General features: G+C 44.0%; 15 protein-coding genes. 4 read left to right on the forward strand and 11 right to left on the reverse strand.

The features are described 5' to 3' along the window. Positions 1–9: 9 nt before the first annotated feature. From ACFQ21_RS21250 to ACFQ21_RS21260, 3 genes are read right to left on the reverse strand one after another with little or no spacing between them, the layout of a single operon-like run. A complete protein-coding gene (locus ACFQ21_RS21250) occupies positions 10–1,338 on the reverse strand; it encodes a DNA recombination protein RmuC (protein ID WP_377582355.1) in 1,329 nt (442 codons plus the stop codon). A gap of 45 nt (positions 1,339–1,383) precedes the next feature. Further along, positions 1,384–1,563, reverse strand: coding sequence for a hypothetical protein (locus tag ACFQ21_RS21255; protein ID WP_377582358.1), 180 nt, complete (start codon positions 1,561–1,563; stop codon positions 1,384–1,386). 36 nt (positions 1,564–1,599) lie between these two features. Next, a complete protein-coding gene (locus tag ACFQ21_RS21260) occupies positions 1,600–1,905 on the reverse strand; it encodes an ORF6N domain-containing protein (RefSeq protein ID WP_377582361.1) in 306 nt (101 codons plus the stop codon). Positions 1,906–2,040: 135 nt separating this feature from the next. Here ACFQ21_RS21260 and rocD point away from each other — a divergent pair, with 135 nt between their 5' ends. Continuing rightward, positions 2,041–3,279: an ornithine--oxo-acid transaminase gene (gene rocD, locus ACFQ21_RS21265; protein ID WP_377582364.1), complete on the forward strand. Its 1,239-nt coding sequence runs from the start codon at positions 2,041–2,043 to the stop codon at positions 3,277–3,279. Positions 3,280–3,361: 82 nt separating this feature from the next. Here rocD and rlmB read toward each other — a convergent pair whose 3' ends face one another. Further along, positions 3,362–4,102: a 23S rRNA (guanosine(2251)-2'-O)-methyltransferase RlmB gene (gene rlmB / locus ACFQ21_RS21270; protein ID WP_377582367.1), complete on the reverse strand. Its 741-nt coding sequence runs from the start codon at positions 4,100–4,102 to the stop codon at positions 3,362–3,364. 145 nt (positions 4,103–4,247) lie between these two features. Between rlmB and ACFQ21_RS21275 the strand changes: the two genes are divergently transcribed. After that, a complete protein-coding gene (locus ACFQ21_RS21275; protein ID WP_377582370.1) occupies positions 4,248–6,527 on the forward strand; it encodes an NADP-dependent malic enzyme in 2,280 nt (759 codons plus the stop codon). 80 nt (positions 6,528–6,607) lie between these two features. Here ACFQ21_RS21275 and ACFQ21_RS21280 read toward each other — a convergent pair whose 3' ends face one another. From ACFQ21_RS21280 to ACFQ21_RS21295, 4 genes are all read right to left on the reverse strand, one after another. After that, on the reverse strand, positions 6,608–10,507 hold the full coding sequence (locus ACFQ21_RS21280) for a hypothetical protein (RefSeq protein ID WP_377582373.1): 3,900 nt from the start codon (positions 10,505–10,507) through the stop codon (positions 6,608–6,610). 115 nt (positions 10,508–10,622) lie between these two features. Then, complete coding sequence (locus tag ACFQ21_RS21285) at positions 10,623–12,077, reverse strand: hypothetical protein (protein ID WP_377582376.1); 1,455 nt, start codon at positions 12,075–12,077, stop codon at positions 10,623–10,625. Positions 12,078–12,151: 74 nt separating this feature from the next. Next, positions 12,152–13,108: a hypothetical protein gene (locus ACFQ21_RS21290; RefSeq protein ID WP_377582379.1), complete on the reverse strand. Its 957-nt coding sequence runs from the start codon at positions 13,106–13,108 to the stop codon at positions 12,152–12,154. A gap of 3 nt (positions 13,109–13,111) precedes the next feature. Then, positions 13,112–13,777, reverse strand: coding sequence for a C40 family peptidase (locus tag ACFQ21_RS21295; RefSeq protein ID WP_377582382.1), 666 nt, complete (start codon positions 13,775–13,777; stop codon positions 13,112–13,114). A 478-nt stretch (positions 13,778–14,255) separates the two neighbouring features. Between ACFQ21_RS21295 and ACFQ21_RS21300 the strand changes: the two genes are divergently transcribed. Together ACFQ21_RS21300 and ACFQ21_RS21305 are read left to right on the forward strand one after the other, a co-directional pair. After that, positions 14,256–15,089, forward strand: coding sequence for an endonuclease/exonuclease/phosphatase family protein (locus ACFQ21_RS21300; protein ID WP_377582385.1), 834 nt, complete (start codon positions 14,256–14,258; stop codon positions 15,087–15,089). 149 nt (positions 15,090–15,238) lie between these two features. Beyond that, complete coding sequence (locus ACFQ21_RS21305) at positions 15,239–17,020, forward strand: hypothetical protein (protein ID WP_377582387.1); 1,782 nt, start codon at positions 15,239–15,241, stop codon at positions 17,018–17,020. Positions 17,021–17,041: 21 nt separating this feature from the next. On the opposite strand, the gene ACFQ21_RS21310 is transcribed toward ACFQ21_RS21305, so the two are convergent. The 3 genes from ACFQ21_RS21310 to ACFQ21_RS21320 all read right to left on the reverse strand — a co-directional run bounded on the left by ACFQ21_RS21310 (position 17,042) and on the right by ACFQ21_RS21320 (position 22,583). Beyond that, the gene (locus ACFQ21_RS21310) at positions 17,042–18,235 is read right to left on the reverse strand and encodes a porin (RefSeq protein ID WP_377582390.1); all 1,194 of its coding nucleotides are present in this window, start codon (positions 18,233–18,235) and stop codon (positions 17,042–17,044) included. Between the two features lie 5 nt (positions 18,236–18,240). After that, complete coding sequence (locus tag ACFQ21_RS21315) at positions 18,241–20,013, reverse strand: cache domain-containing protein (RefSeq protein WP_377582393.1); 1,773 nt, start codon at positions 20,011–20,013, stop codon at positions 18,241–18,243. A 161-nt stretch (positions 20,014–20,174) separates the two neighbouring features. Further along, positions 20,175–22,583: an ABC transporter permease gene (locus tag ACFQ21_RS21320; RefSeq protein WP_377582396.1), complete on the reverse strand. Its 2,409-nt coding sequence runs from the start codon at positions 22,581–22,583 to the stop codon at positions 20,175–20,177. Between the last annotated feature and the right edge of the window lie 92 nt (positions 22,584–22,675).

Genomic DNA, 22,675 nt, shown 5'->3' on the forward strand with positions numbered 1-22,675 from the left:
CTATCTATTTTATTTATCAAACAGATCAGCCTGATCTTCGGAGCGTTTCAGCAGGTTTGAATCTATAGTCTTGCTGGCCTTTGCACCAAGCTTTTTCAAGTCTTCTACTCTGCGCACCAGGTTTCCGCTTCCTACCGATAATTTTTTCATCGACTCTTCGTAGAATTTTTTGGAAGTCTCCAGGTGACGACCGAGAGTGATCAGGTCTTCCGAGAAGCCTACAAATTTATCGTATAAGTCACCAGCTTTATTGGCTATATCCAGCACGTGGCGTGTCTGGTACTCCTGCTTCCATGTATTCTTGATGAGTTGCAACGATGGTATCAGCAATGTAGGACTCACAAATACAATTCGCTTCTCAAGTGCTTCTTCGTACAATGTCTTTTCGCTTTGTATCGCGAGTATATAGGCAGGTTCAATCGGAATGAACATGATCACAAAATCAAGACTGCCATTACCTTCACCCCCTATATTCTTATGATAGTTTTTATCACCCAACAATTTCATGTGCTGACGGATGGAGGTAAGATGGCTCTTGAGGTGAACGATCTTCTCTTCTTCCGTTTCCGCATTCACAAAATTGTTATACGCCGTAAGACTAACTTTCGAGTCGATGATAACGTGTTTGTTTTCCGGCAAACGTATAATTACATCGGGGCGTAATCTGCCTTCTACCGTTGTGAATGACTCCTGTATAAAATATTCGCGATCTCTTTCGAGTCCTGATTTCTCCAATATACTTTCCAGTATAAATTCACCCCAGGCACCTTGTGTTTTAGAATCACCGCGTAATGCGCGCGTCAGGTTCTCCGCTTCGCGCGTCATCTGCACATTCAGTTTCTGCAGGTTCTCGAGCTGCTCACGCAAGGCAGAACTTCGCGAGATTGTATCTTTATGTGTTTCCTCTACGCGCTTCTCAAACTCGGTGATCTTTTCACCGAGTGGTTTTAACAGATCATACAGGTTTGTTTTATTCTGATCGGTAAATTTTTTACTCTTCTCTTCAAAAATTTCATTCGCCAGGTTCTTGAATTGGAGTGTAAATTTTTCATTCAGTGTTTCAAGCTCCTTGCGCTGGTCCTGTAATTTTTCCTGCAGGTTCCGGTAATCTGCTTCCGATGCAGCAAGACTGTTATTCACTTCCAGTACTTTGTGGCGTTCGCCTTCAAGCTCGTGCTTAAGCTCCTGTACCTGGTGCTGAAGTGTTTTATTTTTTTCCTGTTCCAGTACTATAGCAGAGCCGGCTGATTGCGCTTCTGCCGAAGATTTGAATTTAAAAACGAGCCACGCGGCTACCACACCGACACTAACCCCTACCAATAAAAAAAGAATTTCCATTTGCTGTAAATATATGTTTAACAACCAACAGCGGGCAACTAGAATTCATTCTTTATCACGACTTGTTCGAAAACCAATCGGGCGCTGATACTTCACTGCAGGTTCCAAAAGTTCTTTAATGACATCGTAAATGTTTCGGATATCCTCATTCTGCTGCAGGTCAGATGCTTCAAGTTTTTCAATTTTTGTTAGCAGGTCGTGATACGAGTTGATCCTCTGGCGCATCTTTACAAATACACGGCATGATCTGAATATTTACATCTACAGCACGTTACTCTTCAGCACAGACGAAAGCATGGGCAACAACCTGCTCGGTAAATGCCATGGGCAAATACTTGGTATGCTTGCCTCTTTTGATTGTGAATGCTCAACATCGAGTTCATGATCGTTTAAGGCCGCAAATTGTGACCTTAAAGAATTCCATTCTTCTGAAGACAACTCGAACATAAAATCATGTGGGAACCGATCTGCGTTCCTTTTTACGGCTTGCTTCAACGCTTTTGTGGGAACTCTACACAACTCTGCCAGATCAGCATCCAAGTAAAATTTTCTGATCTCGTACAACATAAATTTTGCGAAAGATCTGCTCTTCCGGGCGTAAAACGGTTTTGCTCATAACGAAATAACTTTAGCTATACTCTAATCGTGTAGGCTTTACCATACCTATTTGATAGATTTGCAATAATACAAATTCTAAGTTCTATGATCGAAACAATTAACTCCAGCCAGCAGGCAATTCTATTGGAAGACAAGTATGGTGCGCATAATTATCACCCGCTTCCCGTAGTGTTATGCAAAGGCGAAGGAGTGTTTGTTTGGGATGTTGAAGGAAAACGTTACTACGATTTTCTTTCCGCATACAGTGCCGTTAACCAGGGCCACTGCCACCCGCGCATCATCAATGCTTTAATAAACCAGGCAAAAGAACTTACGCTTACATCGCGCGCTTTCTATAATGATAAACTTGGTGTTGCCGAGAAGTATATCTGCGAAACCTTCGGGTATCAGAAAGCATTGTTCATGAACAGCGGTGCCGAAGCCAATGAAAGTGCCATCAAACTCGCACGCAAGTGGGGCTATACAAAAAAAGGTATACCGGATAATGAAGCGGTAATTATAGCCGTAAAGAAAAATTTTCATGGCCGTACTACAACTATTATATCGGCCTCTACGGATCCTGATTCACGCAAAGGTTTCGGACCTTTTATGCCCGGCTTTGAAGTAGTGGCATACGATGATGTTGATGCCTTGGCAAAAGCACTTGCCAATCCGAATGTATGTGCGCTCTGGATCGAACCCATACAAGGTGAAGCCGGAGTATATTTACCAGCTGACGGTTATCTGAAAGCAGCTGAACAACTTTGTCGCAAGCACAATGTTTTGTTAATGATGGACGAAATACAAACCGGTATAGCTCGTACCGGTAAATTACTCGCTTCCGATTATGAAAATGTTCGTCCTGATCTGTTGATACTCGGCAAAGCTTTATCAGGTGGTACAATGCCTGTATCGTGTGTACTGGCGGATGATGACATCATGCTCGTGATCAAACCAGGCGAGCACGGTTCTACCTTCGGTGGCAATCCATTGGCCGCAGCGGTATGTATAGAGGCTTTGCAGGTAGTAAAAGACGAGAACCTTGCAGACAACGCCATGAAGCTCGGTATAGTTTTCCGCGAGCGCATGCTGGCGCTTCAAAAGAAAACAGATCTCATCACGTTAGTACGCGGTAAAGGTCTACTCAATGCAATTGTTATTAACGACTCACCAGAAAGTAAAACTGCCTGGAATATATGTGTGGACTTTATGAAGAATGGTTTACTGGCTAAACCTACACATGGTAATATTATTCGCCTGGCACCTCCGTTGGTTATTACGGAAGAACAGGTGCATGAGTGTTGTGATATTATTGAAAAGAGTATGCTGAGTTTTAAGAGGTAAGAAGTAAATACAAAATATACTATATACACAAAGGGCTTCTCATGGATTATGAGAAGCCCTTTGTTTTTTAGCTGGTATATAATTATACTTTTATCTTCTGGCGGACTACTTCGTAGATGGCTACGCCTGCGGCTACGGATACGTTGAGGGAGCCGATCCTTCCTTTCATGGGGATCTTGGCGAGTTCATCGGCTTCGCGAAGTAATGGATCGGAGATGCCATCTTCTTCGGAGCCCATGATCAATGCTATAGGTCCGGTGAGATTTACTTCATACAGATCTTTACTCGCTTTTTCTGTACATGCTACTACACGTATACCATTGTCGCGAAGCAGTTGCAACGTCTTCTTTAAATCTCTTTCACGGCACACGGGTAAATGGTTCAGCGCACCGGCTGATGTCTTCATGGCATCGCTGGTGATGGGAGCATTTCCTTTTTCGCCTATAACAATTCCGTCCAGCCCGGCACATTCGGCAGTACGTGCAATCGCTCCAAAATTTCGTACGTCTGTTATACGATCAAGCAAAAGAAAAAACGGCTCACGCCCTTCACTGTAAGCGCGATCAATCAAATTATCCAGCGAAGCAAAAGATACTGCTGCCAAGAGGCATATAACTCCCTGGTGATTTTTGGATGACATGCGCTTCAGTTTTTCCAACGGCACAAACGTGAAGGGCACGTTTCGGCTGCGCGCAGTAGTAATAAGCTCTTTGATAAGATCGTTACTGAGTCCCGACTGGATCATAATTTTTTCAATCTCTTTTCCGGCAGCAATTGCTTCCATTACTGCACGGGTACCGTAGATCATATCTGATTTTTCCATCGCAAGATGTTCGTGTTAAAGTATTTCAGCGTTACACAAGCCGTGTAACAGCGCGGCAAATTCCGCATTCTATTCCAGTTTTGAAAAAATATTGAAGCTTCTCTTTCAATATTCACTGATTATATTTGGCGTCTAATTTCATACTATGTCGATTAAGATCAGAAAGCAGGATGCCCTCAACTATCACATGCAGGGTCAGCCGGGTAAGATTGAAGTTGTTCCAACCAAAGTATTGAGCTCACAGCTCGACCTCGCCCTGGCGTACTCGCCGGGTGTAGCAGAGCCTTGCAAAGAAATTCATGCTAACAAAGAAGATGTTTACAAGTATACTTCCAAGGGGAACCTGGTAGCGGTTATATCCAACGGTACGGCTGTACTGGGATTAGGCGACATCGGTCCCGAAGCTTCCAAGCCGGTAATGGAAGGTAAAGGTGTACTCTTTAAAAAATTTGCCGGCATTGATGTATTCGATATCGAGATCGATGAGAAAGATCCGGATGCATTTATCAAGATCGTTAAATCACTCGAGCCTACATTTGGCGGTGTTAACCTCGAAGACATCAAAGCTCCGGAGTGTTTCAAGATTGAGACTGAGTTGCGCGAGAAGATGAACATTCCGATCATGCACGATGACCAGCATGGCACGGCTATCATTTCATGTGCTGCCTTGTTGAATGCACTGGAGATTGTCGGTAAAAAAATTGAAGACATTAAGATCGTTGTAAATGGTGCCGGTGCTGCTGCTGTAAGCTGTACCAAACTATATATAGCGCTGGGCGCAAAGAAAGAGAACATCATCATGTGCGACAGTAAGGGTGTATTGAATGCTACCCGCACAGGTCTTGATGATATTAAAAAACAATTTGTACTCGATACGAAGATCAACACCTTGCAGGAAGCAATGAAAGGTGCTGATGTATTCATCGGACTTTCCGTTGCCGATGCTATTACACCGGAAGATCTGAACAACATGGCAAAAGATCCGATCGTGTTTGCATTGTCCAATCCGAACCCGGAGATCGATTACAACCTCGCTCGCAAAACACGCGAAGATGCTATATTAGCTACGGGCCGTTCTGATCATCCTAACCAGGTAAACAACGTATTGGGCTTCCCCTATATATTCCGTGGTGCGCTCGATGTACGCGCTACTGAAATCAATGAAGCAATGAAGCTCGCTGCGGTATATGCACTGGCTGAGCTTGCCAAAGAACCTGTACCCGATATGGTTGTAAAAGCATACGGTACTGACAAGATACAATTCGGTCGTGAGTACCTAATACCGAAGCCGCTTGATCCACGCCTGATTACTACGGTATCGCCTGCTGTTGCCAGAGCTGCGATGGATTCAGGTATAGCAAAATATCCTATTACCGATTGGACAGCCTATCACCACGAATTGCAACAGCGCATTGGTATCGATCAGAAACTGATGTCGCGTATTATTGATCGCGCCAAAAAGAATCCGAAGCGCGTTGTATTTGCTGAAGCGAACCACCATAAAATTCTGAAGGCAGCACAAATACTGAAAGATGAAGGTATAGCACTGCCTATATTGTTAGGAAACCGTGAAGAGATACACGCCCTGATTGAAGAGCACAACCTCGACCTGCACGATTGCCCTATATATTATCCGCGCGAGGATGACGATATGGTGAAGCGCTATGCCGAAGTACTCTATAAGAAACGTCAACGCAAAGGGTTAACATACCTGGATAGCGTACGCATGATGCGCGAGCGAAATTATTTTGGCGCCATGATGGTGGAGTTTGGTGATGCAGATGCCTTGGTGAGTGGCCTTACAAAAGATTACCCCAAAACCATTCTGCCTTCCCTTCAAATCATCGGTACAGCAGATGGCGTTGAACGCGTTGCCGGTATGTATATAATTACCAACAAAAAAGGAACATTCTTCTTTGCCGATACAACGGTTAACGTTGATCCAAATGCACAGGAGCTTGCCGGTATCATTGAACTCACCGCACGCGGTGTGAAATTCTTTGATATGGATCCGCGCATTGCTGTGTTGTCCTATTCAAACTTTGGTTCGTCTAAGGGCGAAATACCCGAGAAGAGTCGCGAAGCGGTGCGTATTGCCAAAACAAAAAATCCTTCCCTGGTTGTAGAAGGAGATATACAGGCAAACGTAGCATTGAACACTGCTCTGCAACAGGAAACATTCCCGTTCAGCGCGCTGGCAAAAGAAGGAGCCAACACATTGATCTTCCCGAACCTCGCCTCCGGAAATATAGCCTATAAATTACTGATGGAGATCGGAGGTGCAGAAGCGATCGGTCCGATCCTGTTAGGTATGAAAAAACCTGTTCACGTTCTTCAGCTTGGAAGTTCCATCCGCGAGATCGTAAACATGGCTGCTATTGCCGTTGTGGATGCACAGTTGCATGAGCAGAACGACCATCTATAGGGTTAAAAATCAGGAAGATTGAAAGATTATATAGTATACTGTTTGCATAACCAGCAAACAGTATACTTCTTTAGTTGCTTCTACCCATCTTTTGGTTTGATGCTGAGCAATCCTCCGAAGCGTGTAATCAACGCTATAGCAGAGCCAAAAGCACCGATCAGTACATTCAAATCACGGAACAAGTCTTGCTGGGCAATCGCTATAAATGCAATCAGGGCAATCAGTAAAATGATCAACACGGATTGAACTATATTCCAGCTTCCCCTACTACTTTGTTCTTTCTCCATTTGCACTTCTTCGTCTTCGTTCACGACCGACAGAATAAAGTTATTGAAGCTTCTGTTCATGATCTGCAGTGAATCATCTGCTACGATCACGCCTTTCTGAAGAAGCAGGCGAATAGTCTTTACGTTCTTGAGGTTTACATAGCGATCTTTCGCCAGATCGTGCAGCAGAAATTTCTCTGCATCAGAAAATGAATTCCAGAGTGAGTGATAATACGTATCAGCCAGCTCTTCAATTTTCAACACAAAATTTTCCTGGCACGGATAGGTATTGGTTGTCTCATTGGGAATATGCGATGCCAGTGTCGGCAAATATAGGCCGTGATTAAGTTCGGATCGGATAAAGACATCGTCGGACAAGAGTGTATTCTCCTTCGACAACGGCTGAAAATACAGAACAAAACCACTCAGCATGTTCTTCCACATCTGCTCCGCGTGTTTATAGGTGCCCCACTCCGGTTTACTCTCATCTATACGATCAAGAGCTTTCTCATAAAACTCAAGTATAGCACCAGGTTGCACCACAGAAGCAATAATGATCTTTCGATCCTCGTCCACCAGTTGCTGAATGATCTTTAACTTATCATCATTGATCGTGTGATCGTCAATACCGTGCTCAAAATGTTTTATTACAATTACATTCTGCTTGTTGGCAGGAATCGCTTTTTTAAGATCGGCGCGTAAATTTATAACGCACGAAAAATTATTCAGCAGCAACTCTTTACCGGCATAAGGAAGTCCTACGATAAATATCCGGTTCTGATTCAGCAGATCTCCGTGACTGATTTCAGCATGTGAATCTTTGATAAGCCTGCTATCCAACACGACCCCTAACCCAAATATATTTCTGACAGCGAAAAGTGTAACGTGATAAATGAGATAGAAAAAGCCCAGCAGTAATATAATGAACAGTACAAAGTAATTACTACCGTGTAAATCAAAGTAACTCCTTGTCACGGTATAATAACGTGGGGCGCCTTCATCGGGGATAAACTTCATCGCTACATTGCACTCATCTTCCGTCTCGTACCAACACCATTTACCATCACCGGCCGATGCCTGCAACACGGGAAATGTACTGTTCAGGATTTTACTCATCGGAGGGCGCGACAAAAACTCAAAGGTATATCTGTGTTTTGATGAATCCTGCGTATAGCCTTTCTCCAGCACGCTTGTTCTTTTAAAATTACCGGTAACATCCAGGTAGTTACTTTCTTCGCCAAGTGTGTCAATCACATTCTTATAGGCAACAAGTTCTTTTTTCAGATCAGCATTCCGTTTCTCCTCAGCCTGCGCAATATCCCATTGGAGATACTTGGTCCATGTGAGTGACTCTTCATGATAGGCCATCCTGTAAAAACCAATAACCGGCAAAACAGAAACTACTCCAAGCCACAAAAAGATCATGACAAAATACAGGTTTTGCTGATGGCCCTTCACAAAATCAAAACCCGCTATCTTTTTTATACCCCCGATAAAATATCCGCTTAACAAGATGACCAGGAAGAATACCTGTACCCATACCGCTACGTCAAACCCATCTGCAAAGGGTGCTATAAAGAAGTTTACCAATACAATCAATATAACACTAAGCCAGACAAAAGAGTGGCGAATTATTTTAGCATCAGCGTCCTTCTTCCGAATATTCTCCCGTTCGAAAAGCAGGTATTGAAACACCAGTATATATAGCGGCAACACTAAAAATCCGAATGTAACAGAAGCATTGTGATCGATTAATAAAAATACCATCGACACTATTGCGAGTGTGCCAAGCGTCAAAATCGAGCGCGTATATTTCTCGCGTATCTCATGGCACAACTCCTTTGATTGCTCTTCGTTCATCTTGCGCGGACGAAGCCAGCTCAAATAAAAGCGCCTTATCTTCAACTTCGTAGGCCGGTATACGCTTACAAATTGCAACAACAGTTGTATACCTATAAGGGAAAACATTAAAAAGATAAGCAGGGACGCATAGCCCATAGTAAGCACCAGCGGAGATTTATAGTAATCGAGGTCGTAGAATGTAACCAGGTATAGCGGCAAATTGTCAATAGGCTGTATATACATCTGATGCCCACGGTGATCATACGAAGCATCGAGTCCAACTTTCATTCTGCCTGCAATAGCAGCACGCATTTTTTCGTTGTGCTCGGTTTCTTCAAAAAAGTTCTCCTGCATATTGCGCAGTCTGTCGGAATGAAACCATACCTCGCCCTTATTGTCAATAATGCAATAACCAAATCCCGGGGGCAGAAGCGGAGCCATGATCGAATGTAGTTTGCTTGATACAGCGAGCACGCTTGCTTTGCCTCCTGACAATGGAACACCAAACCCGGCCGCGTTACGACCACTTCTGAAGGATCGTATAGATTGCAATGAAAATTTTTGCTTCCCGTCATTCCCCGGAAGAGTCCACAGATCTCCATCCTTTGCCTTTATAAAATACTCGCGCGTGCCGAGGTTAAAACTATTTACCGATTGTGTTGCCAATGTAAAAAGCTGATCGCCCCGCACATCAAGCCACATGACTTGATTGGTGAAGGGATAATGAAAGTTGCTGTTCAGCTTTGCTGTATCAGGAAGATAGGGATATGCACCTTGTGGTTTATTCTTCAACTTCAGGAAGAAAGAATCGCGCGAAAAGAAATTCTCATAAGCTATAGTCTTCCCCTCATCAGGCATAGCCGCGCTGTTCCTGATTGAATATAGCTGGTTATATATAGTATTCAGCTCTTGCAGAAATCTGGTCTTAACAGAATCAGACAGGCGCGTCAGGTCTACGCGCACAATGCCTTTATGACTAAAGAAATGATTTGCCGCCACCAGTATAAGCACTATCAAGGCCGTGCCTACAATAATCGAGAAGCCCGTAAACCATACATTAACAATGCGAAGCCGCTCAACAGCATTCATCACCACCAGCTTGAGTATAGGCATGGAAAGCAAAACAAACAGAAGCACAAGAATGGCGATACTGATTGTATAGGTATCTACTTCATGAATCTTGCGATTGAATGTGGACTCCTTGACTGCACCACACAAAACCCACGATTCATTATTTGATACCTGAATTCTATTGGTAAATACTTTATAGGGTACACCAAAGAGATTAACATCGATAACCGGTGTACTTTCCAATCCGTTATCGACACTAAATAAACTATCGCGCTTCTTTATCTCGATACGATTATAGAATGTCTGATGGGCTATAGCGATCAAGCTATCCTTGCCTGCCATTTCCTTTTTTCCTTTGATAATTTTTACCAGAAAAAAATCATCGAAGCAGGATGATTGCGGCATAGCCTTGGCTAAAAAATCAGCAACAGATGTTCTTACCTCGCAATCGTCAATTCCTCGCTCCCGGAAATAAATCCAATCGGGTTCCTTAGCAACATGGGAAGTAATACAATGCAGGTCTTGCGCTTCCAGGAGTTTGGCGAGCTGAGCATTGTCACCCGCCTGCATGCGCAATTTGTCCGGAAATATACTCCTGTAATTCCTGATGGTAACTTCATAGTATTTCATCAGTTCAACAGAATTATCACCGATGCGCTTCAGCATCCGGTAATTCTGTGCTATTACGTCTGCTCGTCTCTCGCCAACATATACGAGCAGGTAATATGCAAACGCCAATCCTACAACAATTATCGTAGCGATAACTATCCAGAATTTTTTGGTTAAGCCTGGCAGTTTCATAAAAGCAGGTTATTGATTAAAAGCCAACATCTTTTATCCGATCGACTATCGGATTTGTTTATTAACCTGCTGCCGGTATTGACAAGATCACGGCAGCAAGAACCGTTGCTATATTTCAAAAATTACGTTTGAAGAATTCCATCGCATTTATATTCATCACACGACTGACAATTTCTTCCGGATCAGTATTATTTCCTATCGACAAATTCTTTCCATTACCCTGCATAAAATTATAGGCATGCTTCAACAGGTAATCGTCCATAAACTGCAGATCTTCATGTGTCCAATAACCATTTAACGGATCGATGATACCATCGTAATCCGAACCAATCGCAGCAAGTCCCCACGGATATATACCGGCAGCAGAAAGGATATAGGCTATATGCTCCAGTTGATTCCATATAAGTTTGGAGCGGTGGTATAAAATTTTTCTACGATCAACGTGTCCACGGGCCTGGGCAAGCGCATCTTTACTGCCTACTCTTCGCTCGTCCATCTGCAAACCAAATATACCGCCACTGCGAGCGATGCGCACGAGTTCATCATCGAAGAAATTGATTGATCCTGGATTCATGCACACTCCGGTAGGACGCACCGCTATATAATTATTGTCATACGCCTTAAGACCATTCGCAGCACCATGACTTACTACAATGGGTACAGGATCTTTATCAAACTCTTTATCAAGCATCGTATAATATTCCCTGCGTGCTACCGGACTCATGTGTTTTACATCAATGAGTACACGCGCGCCGTTCTTCTTTGACAGCAGGCATTTTACTATTTCAACTCCAAGTGGTGTAAAGCCTGTGTCCAATTTATAGCTTTGGTCGAGTACGCGGGCCATAATGCCGGTGAGACTGCGTGCATGTCCGCAGAGCTCATTGTAAAAATGATGCGCGAACGTAATGAAGAACGGAGGAAACTCCCACTGCTTCTTCATGTGCTCGATGTTCTTCAGGATCTCTCCCCGATCAGCCGGCTTCTGCTCCGGGCTAAGGCCGCAGTTAAACACGTGGGCACCTTCTATACTCAGAACGATAGCAATGGTAGGTATGGCATCATCTGCTGTCTGCAATACATCCTCCAGCTGAGTATAATTACGAACCAATTTATAGCGCACCGGCTTGCCGTCTACCGTTACCGTTGTGTCGTGAAGCTGGCGATAGAAATTATATTCATTCTGAAGATCGCTGAAATAGTCGGGCATCTTCTGCAGAAAGTCTACGCGTTCGTCACCTAAACCTGTTGCGAGATTTAGTGTGGCGTCCGAGAGTTGCCCGCTGCCCAGTCTGTTTTTTACAAAGCCTTTTTCCAACGGATAGAGCGATGCTGTCATTACCTTCACACTTCCATATAGGGCAGAAGAAAGATCAGCCTGTCTGAATTTGGTAAGACCTGTTACATAGTTTAAAAGTTTGTCTTTCAGTGAGGGCTGATCGTAATGCCATATACTCGTAATATCCGCAGGGTTTGAACTATTCGTACCGGTTGAAGATGATTCTTTAAAACTTCTTCCATAGGGTTTCATCGCGGGATGGCAGTGCAGGTCTACAATAAAATTATTCATAACAAAAATACGGTTAGGTACAGATCATTAAAGGGTAGCAGAATTTATACTATATATACATCAACGTTTATGAATTATGATGATTGTTGCCCAGGGTCCGGCTTTGTTGCGGCTGGTTTTTTGCCAACGCTGCGCAGGTTTACCAATTTATTGAGCATATCGAACCAGAACGGTGCACCGAGTGAAACAGCAAGTGCTGTAAACAGCAGCCCGAGAATTTTTATGATCCAGTTCTCGGGAAGATTCTTCCAACCCAGCGGCAATTTTGTAGCATCCAGTTCGGCCTTGATGGATTTAAGATCGGCTACATTTTTATTTATGCTGGCCATCGCATCATCTGCGTTTTGCCAAGGGTGCAGCGAATCATCTTTTGCCTGTTTGATCTTGTTTACCATCTCTCTGTAGGTAGAGTCATGGGCTATTTCTTCCGCGCGATCAGCGATACTTTCACGAACCGCAGGATTTTCGTAGAGATAGCGGGCAAGATCTATTGTATCCGCATTCAGCAAACCGGTAAGCACAAGCGATATACAGAGAATTATAGTCTGTGTTTTCTTTTTATAGGTGCCTGATACACGCTCCATCGCCTGATCGAACCATGCTTGTACCTCGTGCCGCACTTTGGTTATTTCACCCGAAGCTTCCGCTATAGATTGCAGTAGCGACCGCTTAAAATCATCGTCCAGTAAATCCGTTGCTGTTATAGCCTGGCGCAACGAATCGATGGTATAGGGCTTATCGCCAAACTGCTTGTGGTGAATGATATCCAGCAGTACACGCGAAAATTTATCCGAAGGTATATACGCGGCCATACGGCCTTTCGCAGTAAGGCCGTCAATCAGTTTATGCTTGAGTATAGCTTCGCCTGTATTTCCTTTACTGAAGGTATCGCGAATCCACTGATTCAATACTTTGGGGCGAAGTCTTAAAATACTGGATATGATTTCCTGCACGGCAGAGCATGCAAGACTCAACAGAAAGTAAATGAAGATTATTCCGATAACGAGGTCAAGAATAGCAAAGAGCGACATACACTATTGATTTAAAATTTCGAGCAGGTATACCCGCGTGGTTTCATCAAATATACCATCTACACGCAAACCGAAGCGGGTACTTTGCAGCGCTTTAACAGCATCTTCAGTCTTTTTACCGAAGTCACCATCGGAGGTACCACAATCAAAACCCGCCACCTTCAATGCGTCCTGTAAATTTTTAACTGCGTTACCGGTATGCCCTATACGAAGCACGGTGTCGGGTAAAATTACTGTGGATGAAGGCGCGAGTCTTCTGAAGCCTAATATAGTATTTATCGGGAAGGCCGATATAGATACCTGGTTGCCCTGGTTACCGCCTAGACAATATACCCGTAAACCATCTTTCGAAAAGCCAAAGAAGAAACCAACGTGTCCTTTCCATGACTCCGGTTTTTCGCGCCAGAAGACTACAACATCCCCGGGCTCTGGATTTTCAATGCGCTGCCCTGCGAACAGCCACGACCGTGCATCGGCTTTTCCGGTTCCTTTCAGATTTACTTTTTTAGCACACCAGTTTACAAAGATGCTGCACCATGGCGTTTCATCATCGTTGATCCAGTTGAAACCCGACTCGTGTGCGTAACGAACTATAGCAGCATTATCATCCGCGCCCGGCACTTCTTTCTGGCCAAGTTCGGCTATGGCGGTTTTAATGAGGGTATCCATGGTTGGGATTGAAGAAAATATAGTATATCGTTAGTTGTTATCCGTGAATCGTTATCCGTTGTGCGTGTATAGCCACACGGAAGCATCAGGAATATAGATCAGGAACAACAACCGGAATGTACCAAAGCTATAAATAAGAGTATATCAGCCGTGCGGCTGCGCAAAGGTGAGCATGAACAACGGTGGTCTTACAAAATGCAGCAAGTTTGCTATCAGGTTTGTAACCGAAGGGAGTAATGTGCTGAATGTTTTTTCATAGCGGTAGGGGGTTTATTTTTTAAGCACTAACTGTTCAACGAGTGTGAGGTGGTATTTCAAAATGCCCGTTTATTTTTCGCACACATAGTAACCGAATACGAGGAGCCGATTGAAGTATACCAATCTACGCAACTTTTTGCCCGTTATCAACAGGTCGTGGAAAAATTAAAGCCAAATTGATCTGTATCTGTTAACTTGCTGTGACAACCAGCGTACAATTATGATCAGATTATTTTGCGTGGCTATTATGCTGGCCGCGGCATTTACCATGCGGGCACAATCTCTAAAAGTGATGACCTATAACATCCGGCTCGATCATACAGTTGATGGTGTTAATCAGTGGCCGAAGCGAAGCGACAAAGTATATGCGCTTATTCGTAAATACGATCCGGATATTCTGGGTATACAGGAGGCGCTGCATCATCAGTTGCAAGACATTCTCAAAAATATCCCGGAATATACTGCCGTTGGTGTGGGGCGTGACGATGGAAAAACAAAAGGTGAATATTCAGCTATACTTTTCAAAAAAGATCGCTTTGCTGTGCAGCAGCAAAATACATTCTGGCTTTCTGAAACACCGGATGTAGCCGGAAGCAAAAGCTGGGATGCCGCCATTACCCGCGTAGCTACGTGGGCTTCGCTGCGCGATCTCCCAACCAAAAAAGAATTTATCATTGTTAATACGCACTTTGATCACATCGGCACGGTAGCGCGTGAAAAGAGTGCTGCACTGATCAAGGAAAAAATTGCCGCGGTACATCAGCAAGTCCCTGTAATTATTACCGGTGATTTTAACAGCGAACCAACCGAGGCTCCCTATAAAAACATGCTGAATGGCGAAGCTTTGAAATTATTTAACCCTCGTCCGGCTACAGAATCGCAGGGAACATTCTGCACATTCACCGTTAACGCTGCACCCTGCAAAGTGATCGATTATATTTTTTATACCGCAGAACTGACACCCAAGAATTACCAGGTTATTACCGATCACAACGGCACATATTACCCTTCCGATCACTTGCCAGTAATGTGCATATTTCTATGGCCTGAGTAGTTTCGAAAATAAACAGACCCCGGTAGCTGAAAAAAAACTGGAACGATTTTTTATGTTGTTCACGTGATAAAATTTCATGAAGCCGATTCAATACCTATATTACTTCCACCGTTAGTTTTTTTTGTATCTATATATTTCCAATCCCGGGCATGAGGCTGTTTGCGCTGTTTGTTTTGATCCTGACCACGTATACAACGCTATGGGCGCAGACGGATACTACCCGCAGAAAAATTCTGGATAACAAGCTTTCGAAGGAAGTTATCAAAACAATTTCGAGAAAATCGAATCCCGATTCAGCCATCGCTGTAAAAAGTGAGGCTCCCTTTCTGCCGTACGAAGGAAAGATCATCCGGCACATCGTTATTAATCACATCGGTTTTGAACGAACGATGTACGACTCGACCCGCAGGCTTCGCAACCAGATCACGAAAATTGCCGATGCGCTACACTATACCACGCGCGAAAGTGTGATACGCGACAATCTTTTTATTCGTGAGAATCGTCCACTCAACCCCTATCGTGTAGCCGATAATGAACGTTACCTGCGTGATCTTGATTTTATACTCGATTCCAAAATCATTGTACACCGCATTAAAGGTTCGCCCGATTCCGTTGATGTTGAAATTGTAACACGGGATGTATTCAGTCTTGGTGCCCGCGTATCCGCGGGTGGTCTTACGGATTATCGTGTGGGCTTGTATGATGCCAACTTGTTTGGTATGGGCCAGCGCGTGCAGACCGATCTCGGTTTTGAAAGCGGACGTGCACCGTCTGTAGGCTTTGATATATTTTACAGGAAGTCGAGCCTGGGAGGTACACTGATCAATGCATCCGGTGGCTATACACAATTGGACAATGCAAGGAGCCTGGGTGAAGAGAATGAGTATGCATATTTCGTCCGATTGGAGCGACCGCTGGTATCACCGTATTCACGATTCGCAGGCGGATTGGAAGTAAGTCGTAACTGGTCGCGCAATGTTTTTCAGACTGTCGATAGTACGTTTCGAAAGTATCGGTATAATATTCAGGACGTATGGGCGGGGTATAACTTCAGCATCGGGAACATGGCACGAAACCGCGACCGTCATTTTGCTGCGATCCGTTATTATCGTCAACATTACTCACAACAACCTGTGCAGCCCGGAGAAGCACTCAACCCGCTTTACAACGATGAAAAATTTGTACTGGGTGAAATGACGTTCTATAATCAGAACTTCTACAAAACAAGATATATATATGGTTTCGGACGAACGGAAGATGTACCGTATGGTAAAACCGTAACACTCACCACGGGCTGGTCTAAAGCCATGGGGCAAAAGCGCATGTATGCGGGCACTTCGGTGATGAAAGGATTTGTAAACAGGAACGGAAGTTTTTCAAGTATAGAAGCCGGCTTGGGTACATTCTTTAACCGCAGCAGAACTTCTGATGTCTTTTACTATATACGCGGTACACATTATAGTAAACTGTATGAATATAAGCGGGTGAAACTTCGCCATCTGGTGCAAGGTGGTTATGCACAGGCGCACCAGGTAGTAGCACGGGAGTTGTTAACGCTGAACGATGAACTTACCGGCTTCTCGCCCGATAGTCTTTACGGCACCAAACGACTTTACGTGCGTTTTGAGTCAACACTCTTTACGAATTTGAAATTTGCAGGATTTCGGTTTGCACCTTTTATGTCGTTGGAAAATGCGTTTCTAAAAAACTATAAATCTGAAAAACTACTTGGTGATTTCTATTGGGGAACAACCGGAGGTATACGCATACGCAACGAGAACCTTATCTTCGGTACGATTGAATTGCGCGCGTTCTACTTCCCTACGGCCGTAGATGGTGTCGATCACTTCAGTTTCAAAGTATCTACCAATGTACGATTGAAATATAGCGGGCGTTTTGTAAACCCGCCATCGTTCGTCCGGTATAACTAAACTATATATTTTGTTATTGAATTATAGCAGAAGTACAAAGGCCAGGCCGGCAAAGTCGCCCTTCTTGAATGTTTCTTCGTCCGTATAGTTATTGTCACCGTTACCTTCCTGCTTCATGTAGTGCAGGCTGAGCTTGCAGCTCTTCTTATTCAGGTACCAGTTTATACCAACATCATACATTCTGTCTTCACCCGAGAATTGTGCACCCGGATCGCCTTCAAACACAGACACCATAAAGCAGGGCTCGAGGAAGATCTTATCCTTTACAATAATATTATACCCCGCGCGAACGTGTCCGGCCTTCATGTTATATATCTGTCCTTCTGTGTGACGCTCCATATACATCCACTCGCCATCAATGTTCCAATTGTTGTAGTTACACAACACATCGAAACCTCCGGCATAGTTTGAAGTAAATATATCTGTCTTGCTCTGCATGGAACTGTTCAGGCCAACGGTAATACCTTTGCGTTTGCTGTAGTAGTTATTGGCATCATAGTTAATGGCATAACTCTTTCGTTCGGTATCGCCTATGGTAAAGGTTACGCGATCTACCACCAGCGGACTCCAATAACGGCCCGATGTTTCTGTAAACTCTTCGGAGGTTGTGTTGTTGTTAAATATACCTACGTTATACTCAATGGTAACACGGTGTTTGTTAGTAACGCCTCCTAAATTTACCCCGGTGGCACGACCATAGCCTTTACCGGTTATGTGCTGACGTATATACCCTTGCGTTGGCGCTTTATCAAATGAGTTCACCAGTAAGTCGCCCGTAACACACTCACGACTTATCTGCGGGTGAAAATAACCAACCGTTACGGAAGCCATCTCACTTTTACTAACGCGCCAGGTTGCATATACATCCAGTATACCGAGCTGACCGGTGTTGGTGGAACCACGCACTCCGCTGAAACGATCTTTACCCATATTGTCATACTGTATCATAACAGCATAACCGAGTTTTTTATAGGGCTTGCCTTTAAAACCAATGCGGGCTCTGCGCACCATAAAATTCAGTCGGTCTTGCATGGCTTCCATCGGGCCATCTTCCGTAAGCTGTGCCTTTTCGCCCATGGTGTACGTGCTCCAGAACTGAAGACTTGCCACCGGCTGAACATATTTGAAAAGACTATCGGTTTTGATCCAGTAATTTTCCTGCGCACAAACCAGTGTTGGCGCCAATACCATCAGCAGTATATATATCTTTCTCATCGTTATTATCCCGCTTGTCTGGTGTAAGAATCCATATAGTCGTCATCAGTGGCAGGCTCATCTTTACCAAATGCTACAGATTTACCTTGCTTGAGCATTTCGTTTTCGCGCTCAAGTTCAACCTGGCGTCTGCGCATCTGCTCTTGTGTAGCCTGAAGTTCTTCCTGGTTCTGACGCAATTCTTCTTCCTGCGCTTTCAGTTCTTCCGACATCTGCTGGCTTTGTGTAAGCAAGCGCTTGGTGCGTTCGTTTATCTGTACGGTTGATATTGTGCTGGCTATACTTTCTGCCACCTTCTCAACAAAGCGCACCTCGTGGTCTTTCAATTTTCCAAAAGAGGCCATCTCGATTACACCGTATACTTCTTCGTTGTGCATGAGGGGTACAATTAAAATTGTTTCCGGCAATGCAGCTCCCAAACCCGAAGTGATTGAAATATAGTCCCGTGGAATTTCCTGCAGGTGTATTGTAGATTTCTCCAATACACATTGTCCTACAAGACCTTCGCCTATCTGTACTTTTTTATCGATATACTTCTTTCGGTCGTAAGCATAGGTTGCCATCTGCTCCAGGTACATATCGCCATGTTTGTCGCCTTCAGCCATCATAAACAAAGCGCCCTGGTTCGCATTCAGATATTTGATGAGTGACTTAACAATTTCGTGCGTCAATTCTTTTGTATCCGAACTGTTTCTGCGCAGTACTTCGCCCAGGTGCGCCATACCTTCGTTCACCCAGTCGCGTATACTTTTCTCGTCAGCGGCTTTCTTCAGGTTGTTGCGCATCTCCAGCAGCTCATTACCCAGTATATCAGCTTCGCTAAGCGGCTCGAACGACTGCGTTAAATTACCACGACCAATTTCCTTGGCAAAGGAAGTATAGCTGCGCAGTCCGTTCACCAAACCGTTGAGTGATACAATCATATCTCCCACCTCATCCTTACGTCTTGATTTGGTTTCGTCTGCCTGCTCACCACGTGCAAGCTGTTTCAGTTTCTCTTTTATCGTGATAATAGCCTTTGTAAGCTTGGTGCTGAAGTAATACGATATGGATAAACCTATAGTAAGTATTAATATCGTTATGATGATGATCGCACCCACCACCTGACCAATCTGCTCGTTAGCGGCTTCTTCCTTGGCAGCAACAGCATGGTCAATCTGGTCGGTATACATACCGGTTGAGATGATCCAGCCGAGTGGAGCATACAGGCGTGAATATGAAATTTTGTTTTCCACCAGGTCTGAGCCCGGCTTCTTCATGGTATATTCTACATAGCCTTCACCTTTTGCGTTACACAATTCCGAACGCAACTGGTATATATTTTTGCTGGTATATTTCTCTACATTGTATTTGGCATCGCTCAGCGTAACACCTTTCAGATCTTTCTTCTCAGCGTGCATCAACATGGTAGGATAAGGCATCTTATTATCCGTTACCCAGAAATATCCTTCACCTTTATCAAAGCGAATGTCGGAGAGCATCTTGAGACTTCTGTTGAGCATGACCTTCTCAACGCCACCTTTCGAAACAGTGGTGTCTGCAGCCATTGTCTTCAGCGAATCCTGAAGGTGTTTGTAATTAACCTCTATCATGCCGTAGCCTATATCTGTAATGTGCTTTACATATAGCTTCAGCTTGTCCATTTCGTCCGTGCGGTACGACTCGATATCAGCAGTAGCCTTCGACTTGATCTTATAGATCGCAACCGAGCTGATAAGCACGGAAGGCAGCAGCAGCGAAAGGCTGATGAGAAGGGTAATTTGTTGTTTTAATTTCATGGGGTCCTGGATAACTGTTGCAAGATTACTACGCTTCCTGTAGGTGTCTGACCATGAATGAGCAGGTGGGAAATGTTTTGAGTAAGTGGAAACCAAAACCAACAGTCGTAAAAGCAAAAAGCCCTCATACGAGGGCTTTCATTACGTGACATAAAATACATTTATTCCGAGCGAAGCGAACGAACCGGGTTTACGGTTGCTGCACGAAACGACCTGTAACCTACGGTAACGACTGCAATGAGCAACGTAATACCTAACGTTAGCAAAAACACCTGCGGACCAACGTCAATTTTATAGGCAAACTCATCTAAAAACTTACCCATAAAGAACCAACCGACCGGTGCAGCCAGCACAAAGCCTAACAGGATAAGCTTCAGGTATTCTTTGGAGAACATCATGATTATACTTTCTACGGAAGCACCCAGAACTTTGCGTACGCCAATCTCCTTCGTCTTTTGGTTGGCCATGAAAGTGGCGAGTCCGAACAAGCCGAGGCAACCTATAAATATAGCCATGCCGGTAAATACACTCAGGAGTATAGACATGCGCTGTTCACCTTCATAAAACTCACGAATGTTCTCATCCAGAAATTCATATTGAAACAGGTGTTCCGGATAGGTAGCTTCCCATTTTGTTTTTAACTGAGCGATTATATTCTGTGCTTCGCTCATCTTTACTTTCAATGCCAAATTTTCATAGCCGCTGATGCGGTTAAATAATACGGTGGCTTCTATTGGTGAACGTAGTGACACGGTATGAAAATCTTTTACGATACCCACTACCGGATATTCTTTACGCCATACGCGAATTACTTTACCGAGCATATCGTTCGGGTTTGCAAAGCCTGCTATATGCGCCAGCTTTTCATTTACTACAAAGCCGGTTGCTGTATCGAGATCGGCTACATTTTGACCTTCCAGCAATTGCAATTTATACAGATCTATATAGTTACCATCAATTTGTTTTACCTGCGTAGAATGTTCTTCATCGCTTCCCTGCAATCGGAAATTTGTTCCGGATACACTCCCCGATGAAGGCGGTGCACTCGAAAGGCTTGCCAGTTCAACTCCCGGTATACGTGCCATCTCTTCGCGCAGGGTGCGCATTTTACTAGATGCATCACCGCCCGTCACGGGCTTCTCATGCTCTGGTATAGGCACCACCAGAATAGCATCTTTGGCAAAACCCAGATCTTTGCTCTGGTAGTATTTCATCTGACTAACAATAACAATGGTACCGATGATCAGCAGCTGCGATATAAAAAATTGCATCACTACCAATCCTCTTCGCAGCATATAGCCTGAGGAATTACGGTTGCTGATCAGATTCTTCAATGCCTGTGTCGGTTTAAAGCCTGACACTACAAAGGCCGGATATAGTCCTGAGAAGACTGCCACCACTACGGTAACAGATACAATATATATCCACAGCATGGTATCCTTTGCAAAGTTAAGCGCGAGCTCCATCTCCATAAACGGGTTAATAAATGTGAGCGCAAACTGTGTAAGGGCCAGCGATAAGAGAACAGCCACCACGGTTACAAGTGTAGTCTCTCCCAAAAATTGAAATACCAACTGACCGCGTGTACTGCCTAATGATTTACGAACACCCACTTCCTTGGAGCGTTTAATCGCTTCAGCAGTAGAAAGATTAATGAAATTTATACTTGCTGTAATGATGAGGATAAGCGCGATAACACTAAATGCCACTAGTGTTGTGCGCGAAACCGTATTGAATGAATATGTATCAAACCTTTCATCGAAGTGCATTTCGGTTAGGGCCTGCGTCAGGAACTGTGTTTTATCTGGATCATCTGCTCCTATATATTTTTTGGTAAATGCGGGCATGCGGCTGTCTACTTTTGCGATCGACTCACCTTCCTTCAACAGAAAATAACATTGCTCACCACTCCATATACTATTCCAGCCGGATTCTTCACGTTGTTTTTTAATGGTGCTATAGGACAATAAGAGATTAAAAGGGAAATCGGTATTGGAATGTGCATTTTCCATCACGGCTTTGATGCTATACTCGGCATCGTCAAACTTCAGTACTTCACCCACTACATCTTCTTTACCAAAATATTTTTTAGCAAGACCGACAGATATAATAGCTTCGTTAGGTTCATCGATAGCCTGCGCTGCTATACCTTGAAGTATAACACGATCGAAAAGTTTAAAATAACCGGGCTCGGTAAATGCTATACCTTCTTCTTCCTGAATTTTCTTCAACTCGCCATTGCGTTGTGGTATAAGTACCAGGTCGCTGGAACCATCGGATATAAATACGACCTCCTCTGCTTCCGGAAAATCATTGCGGAATGCGTCTGGCAATACAGTCGGCACGCCCGCCTGGTAATCTGTTCCGTTGTTGCCTTCCGATTGATTTACCACACGGTATATACGATCTCGTTTTGTTACAAACGAATCATAGCTGCTCATATAGGCAACCATGAGAAACAGCACAAGGCTGCTGGTAATACCAAGCGTTAACCCTGCGAGATTAATAAGCGAAATACTCTTCTGACGAAGCAGATTGCGAATAGCGGTTTTAAAATAATTTTTTAGCATAAGCTGTATGAGATACTTCCCTCCTAATCAACATCATGCCATGCACGGCATTCCTTAAAAACAGCTCGTTTAGCAGGATTTACAGGAAAACG

Origin of the sequence: Ohtaekwangia kribbensis (assembly GCF_042676245.1) — a bacterium.
Taxonomy (GTDB): domain Bacteria; phylum Bacteroidota; class Bacteroidia; order Cytophagales; family Cyclobacteriaceae; genus Ohtaekwangia; species Ohtaekwangia kribbensis.

What these genes read in the sequence shown, in the direction of transcription:
- ACFQ21_RS21250 (WP_377582355.1), bottom strand. Translation starts at nt 1,338, where the DNA reads ATGGAAATTCTTTTTTTATTGGTAGGGGTTAGTGTCGGTGTGGTAGCC.
- ACFQ21_RS21255 (WP_377582358.1), bottom strand. Translation starts at nt 1,563, where the DNA reads ATGCGCCAGAGGATCAACTCGTATCACGACCTGCTAACAAAAATTGAA.
- ACFQ21_RS21260 (WP_377582361.1), bottom strand. Translation starts at nt 1,905, where the DNA reads ATGTTGTACGAGATCAGAAAATTTTACTTGGATGCTGATCTGGCAGAG.
- rocD (WP_377582364.1), top strand. Translation starts at nt 2,041, where the DNA reads ATGATCGAAACAATTAACTCCAGCCAGCAGGCAATTCTATTGGAAGAC.
- rlmB (WP_377582367.1), bottom strand. Translation starts at nt 4,102, where the DNA reads ATGGAAAAATCAGATATGATCTACGGTACCCGTGCAGTAATGGAAGCA.
- ACFQ21_RS21275 (WP_377582370.1), top strand. Translation starts at nt 4,248, where the DNA reads ATGTCGATTAAGATCAGAAAGCAGGATGCCCTCAACTATCACATGCAG.
- ACFQ21_RS21280 (WP_377582373.1), bottom strand. Translation starts at nt 10,507, where the DNA reads ATGAAACTGCCAGGCTTAACCAAAAAATTCTGGATAGTTATCGCTACG.
- ACFQ21_RS21285 (WP_377582376.1), bottom strand. Translation starts at nt 12,077, where the DNA reads ATGAATAATTTTATTGTAGACCTGCACTGCCATCCCGCGATGAAACCC.
- ACFQ21_RS21290 (WP_377582379.1), bottom strand. Translation starts at nt 13,108, where the DNA reads ATGTCGCTCTTTGCTATTCTTGACCTCGTTATCGGAATAATCTTCATT.
- ACFQ21_RS21295 (WP_377582382.1), bottom strand. Translation starts at nt 13,777, where the DNA reads ATGGATACCCTCATTAAAACCGCCATAGCCGAACTTGGCCAGAAAGAA.
- ACFQ21_RS21300 (WP_377582385.1), top strand. Translation starts at nt 14,256, where the DNA reads ATGATCAGATTATTTTGCGTGGCTATTATGCTGGCCGCGGCATTTACC.
- ACFQ21_RS21305 (WP_377582387.1), top strand. Translation starts at nt 15,239, where the DNA reads ATGAGGCTGTTTGCGCTGTTTGTTTTGATCCTGACCACGTATACAACG.
- ACFQ21_RS21310 (WP_377582390.1), bottom strand. Translation starts at nt 18,235, where the DNA reads ATGAGAAAGATATATATACTGCTGATGGTATTGGCGCCAACACTGGTT.
- ACFQ21_RS21315 (WP_377582393.1), bottom strand. Translation starts at nt 20,013, where the DNA reads ATGAAATTAAAACAACAAATTACCCTTCTCATCAGCCTTTCGCTGCTG.
- ACFQ21_RS21320 (WP_377582396.1), bottom strand. Translation starts at nt 22,583, where the DNA reads ATGCTAAAAAATTATTTTAAAACCGCTATTCGCAATCTGCTTCGTCAG.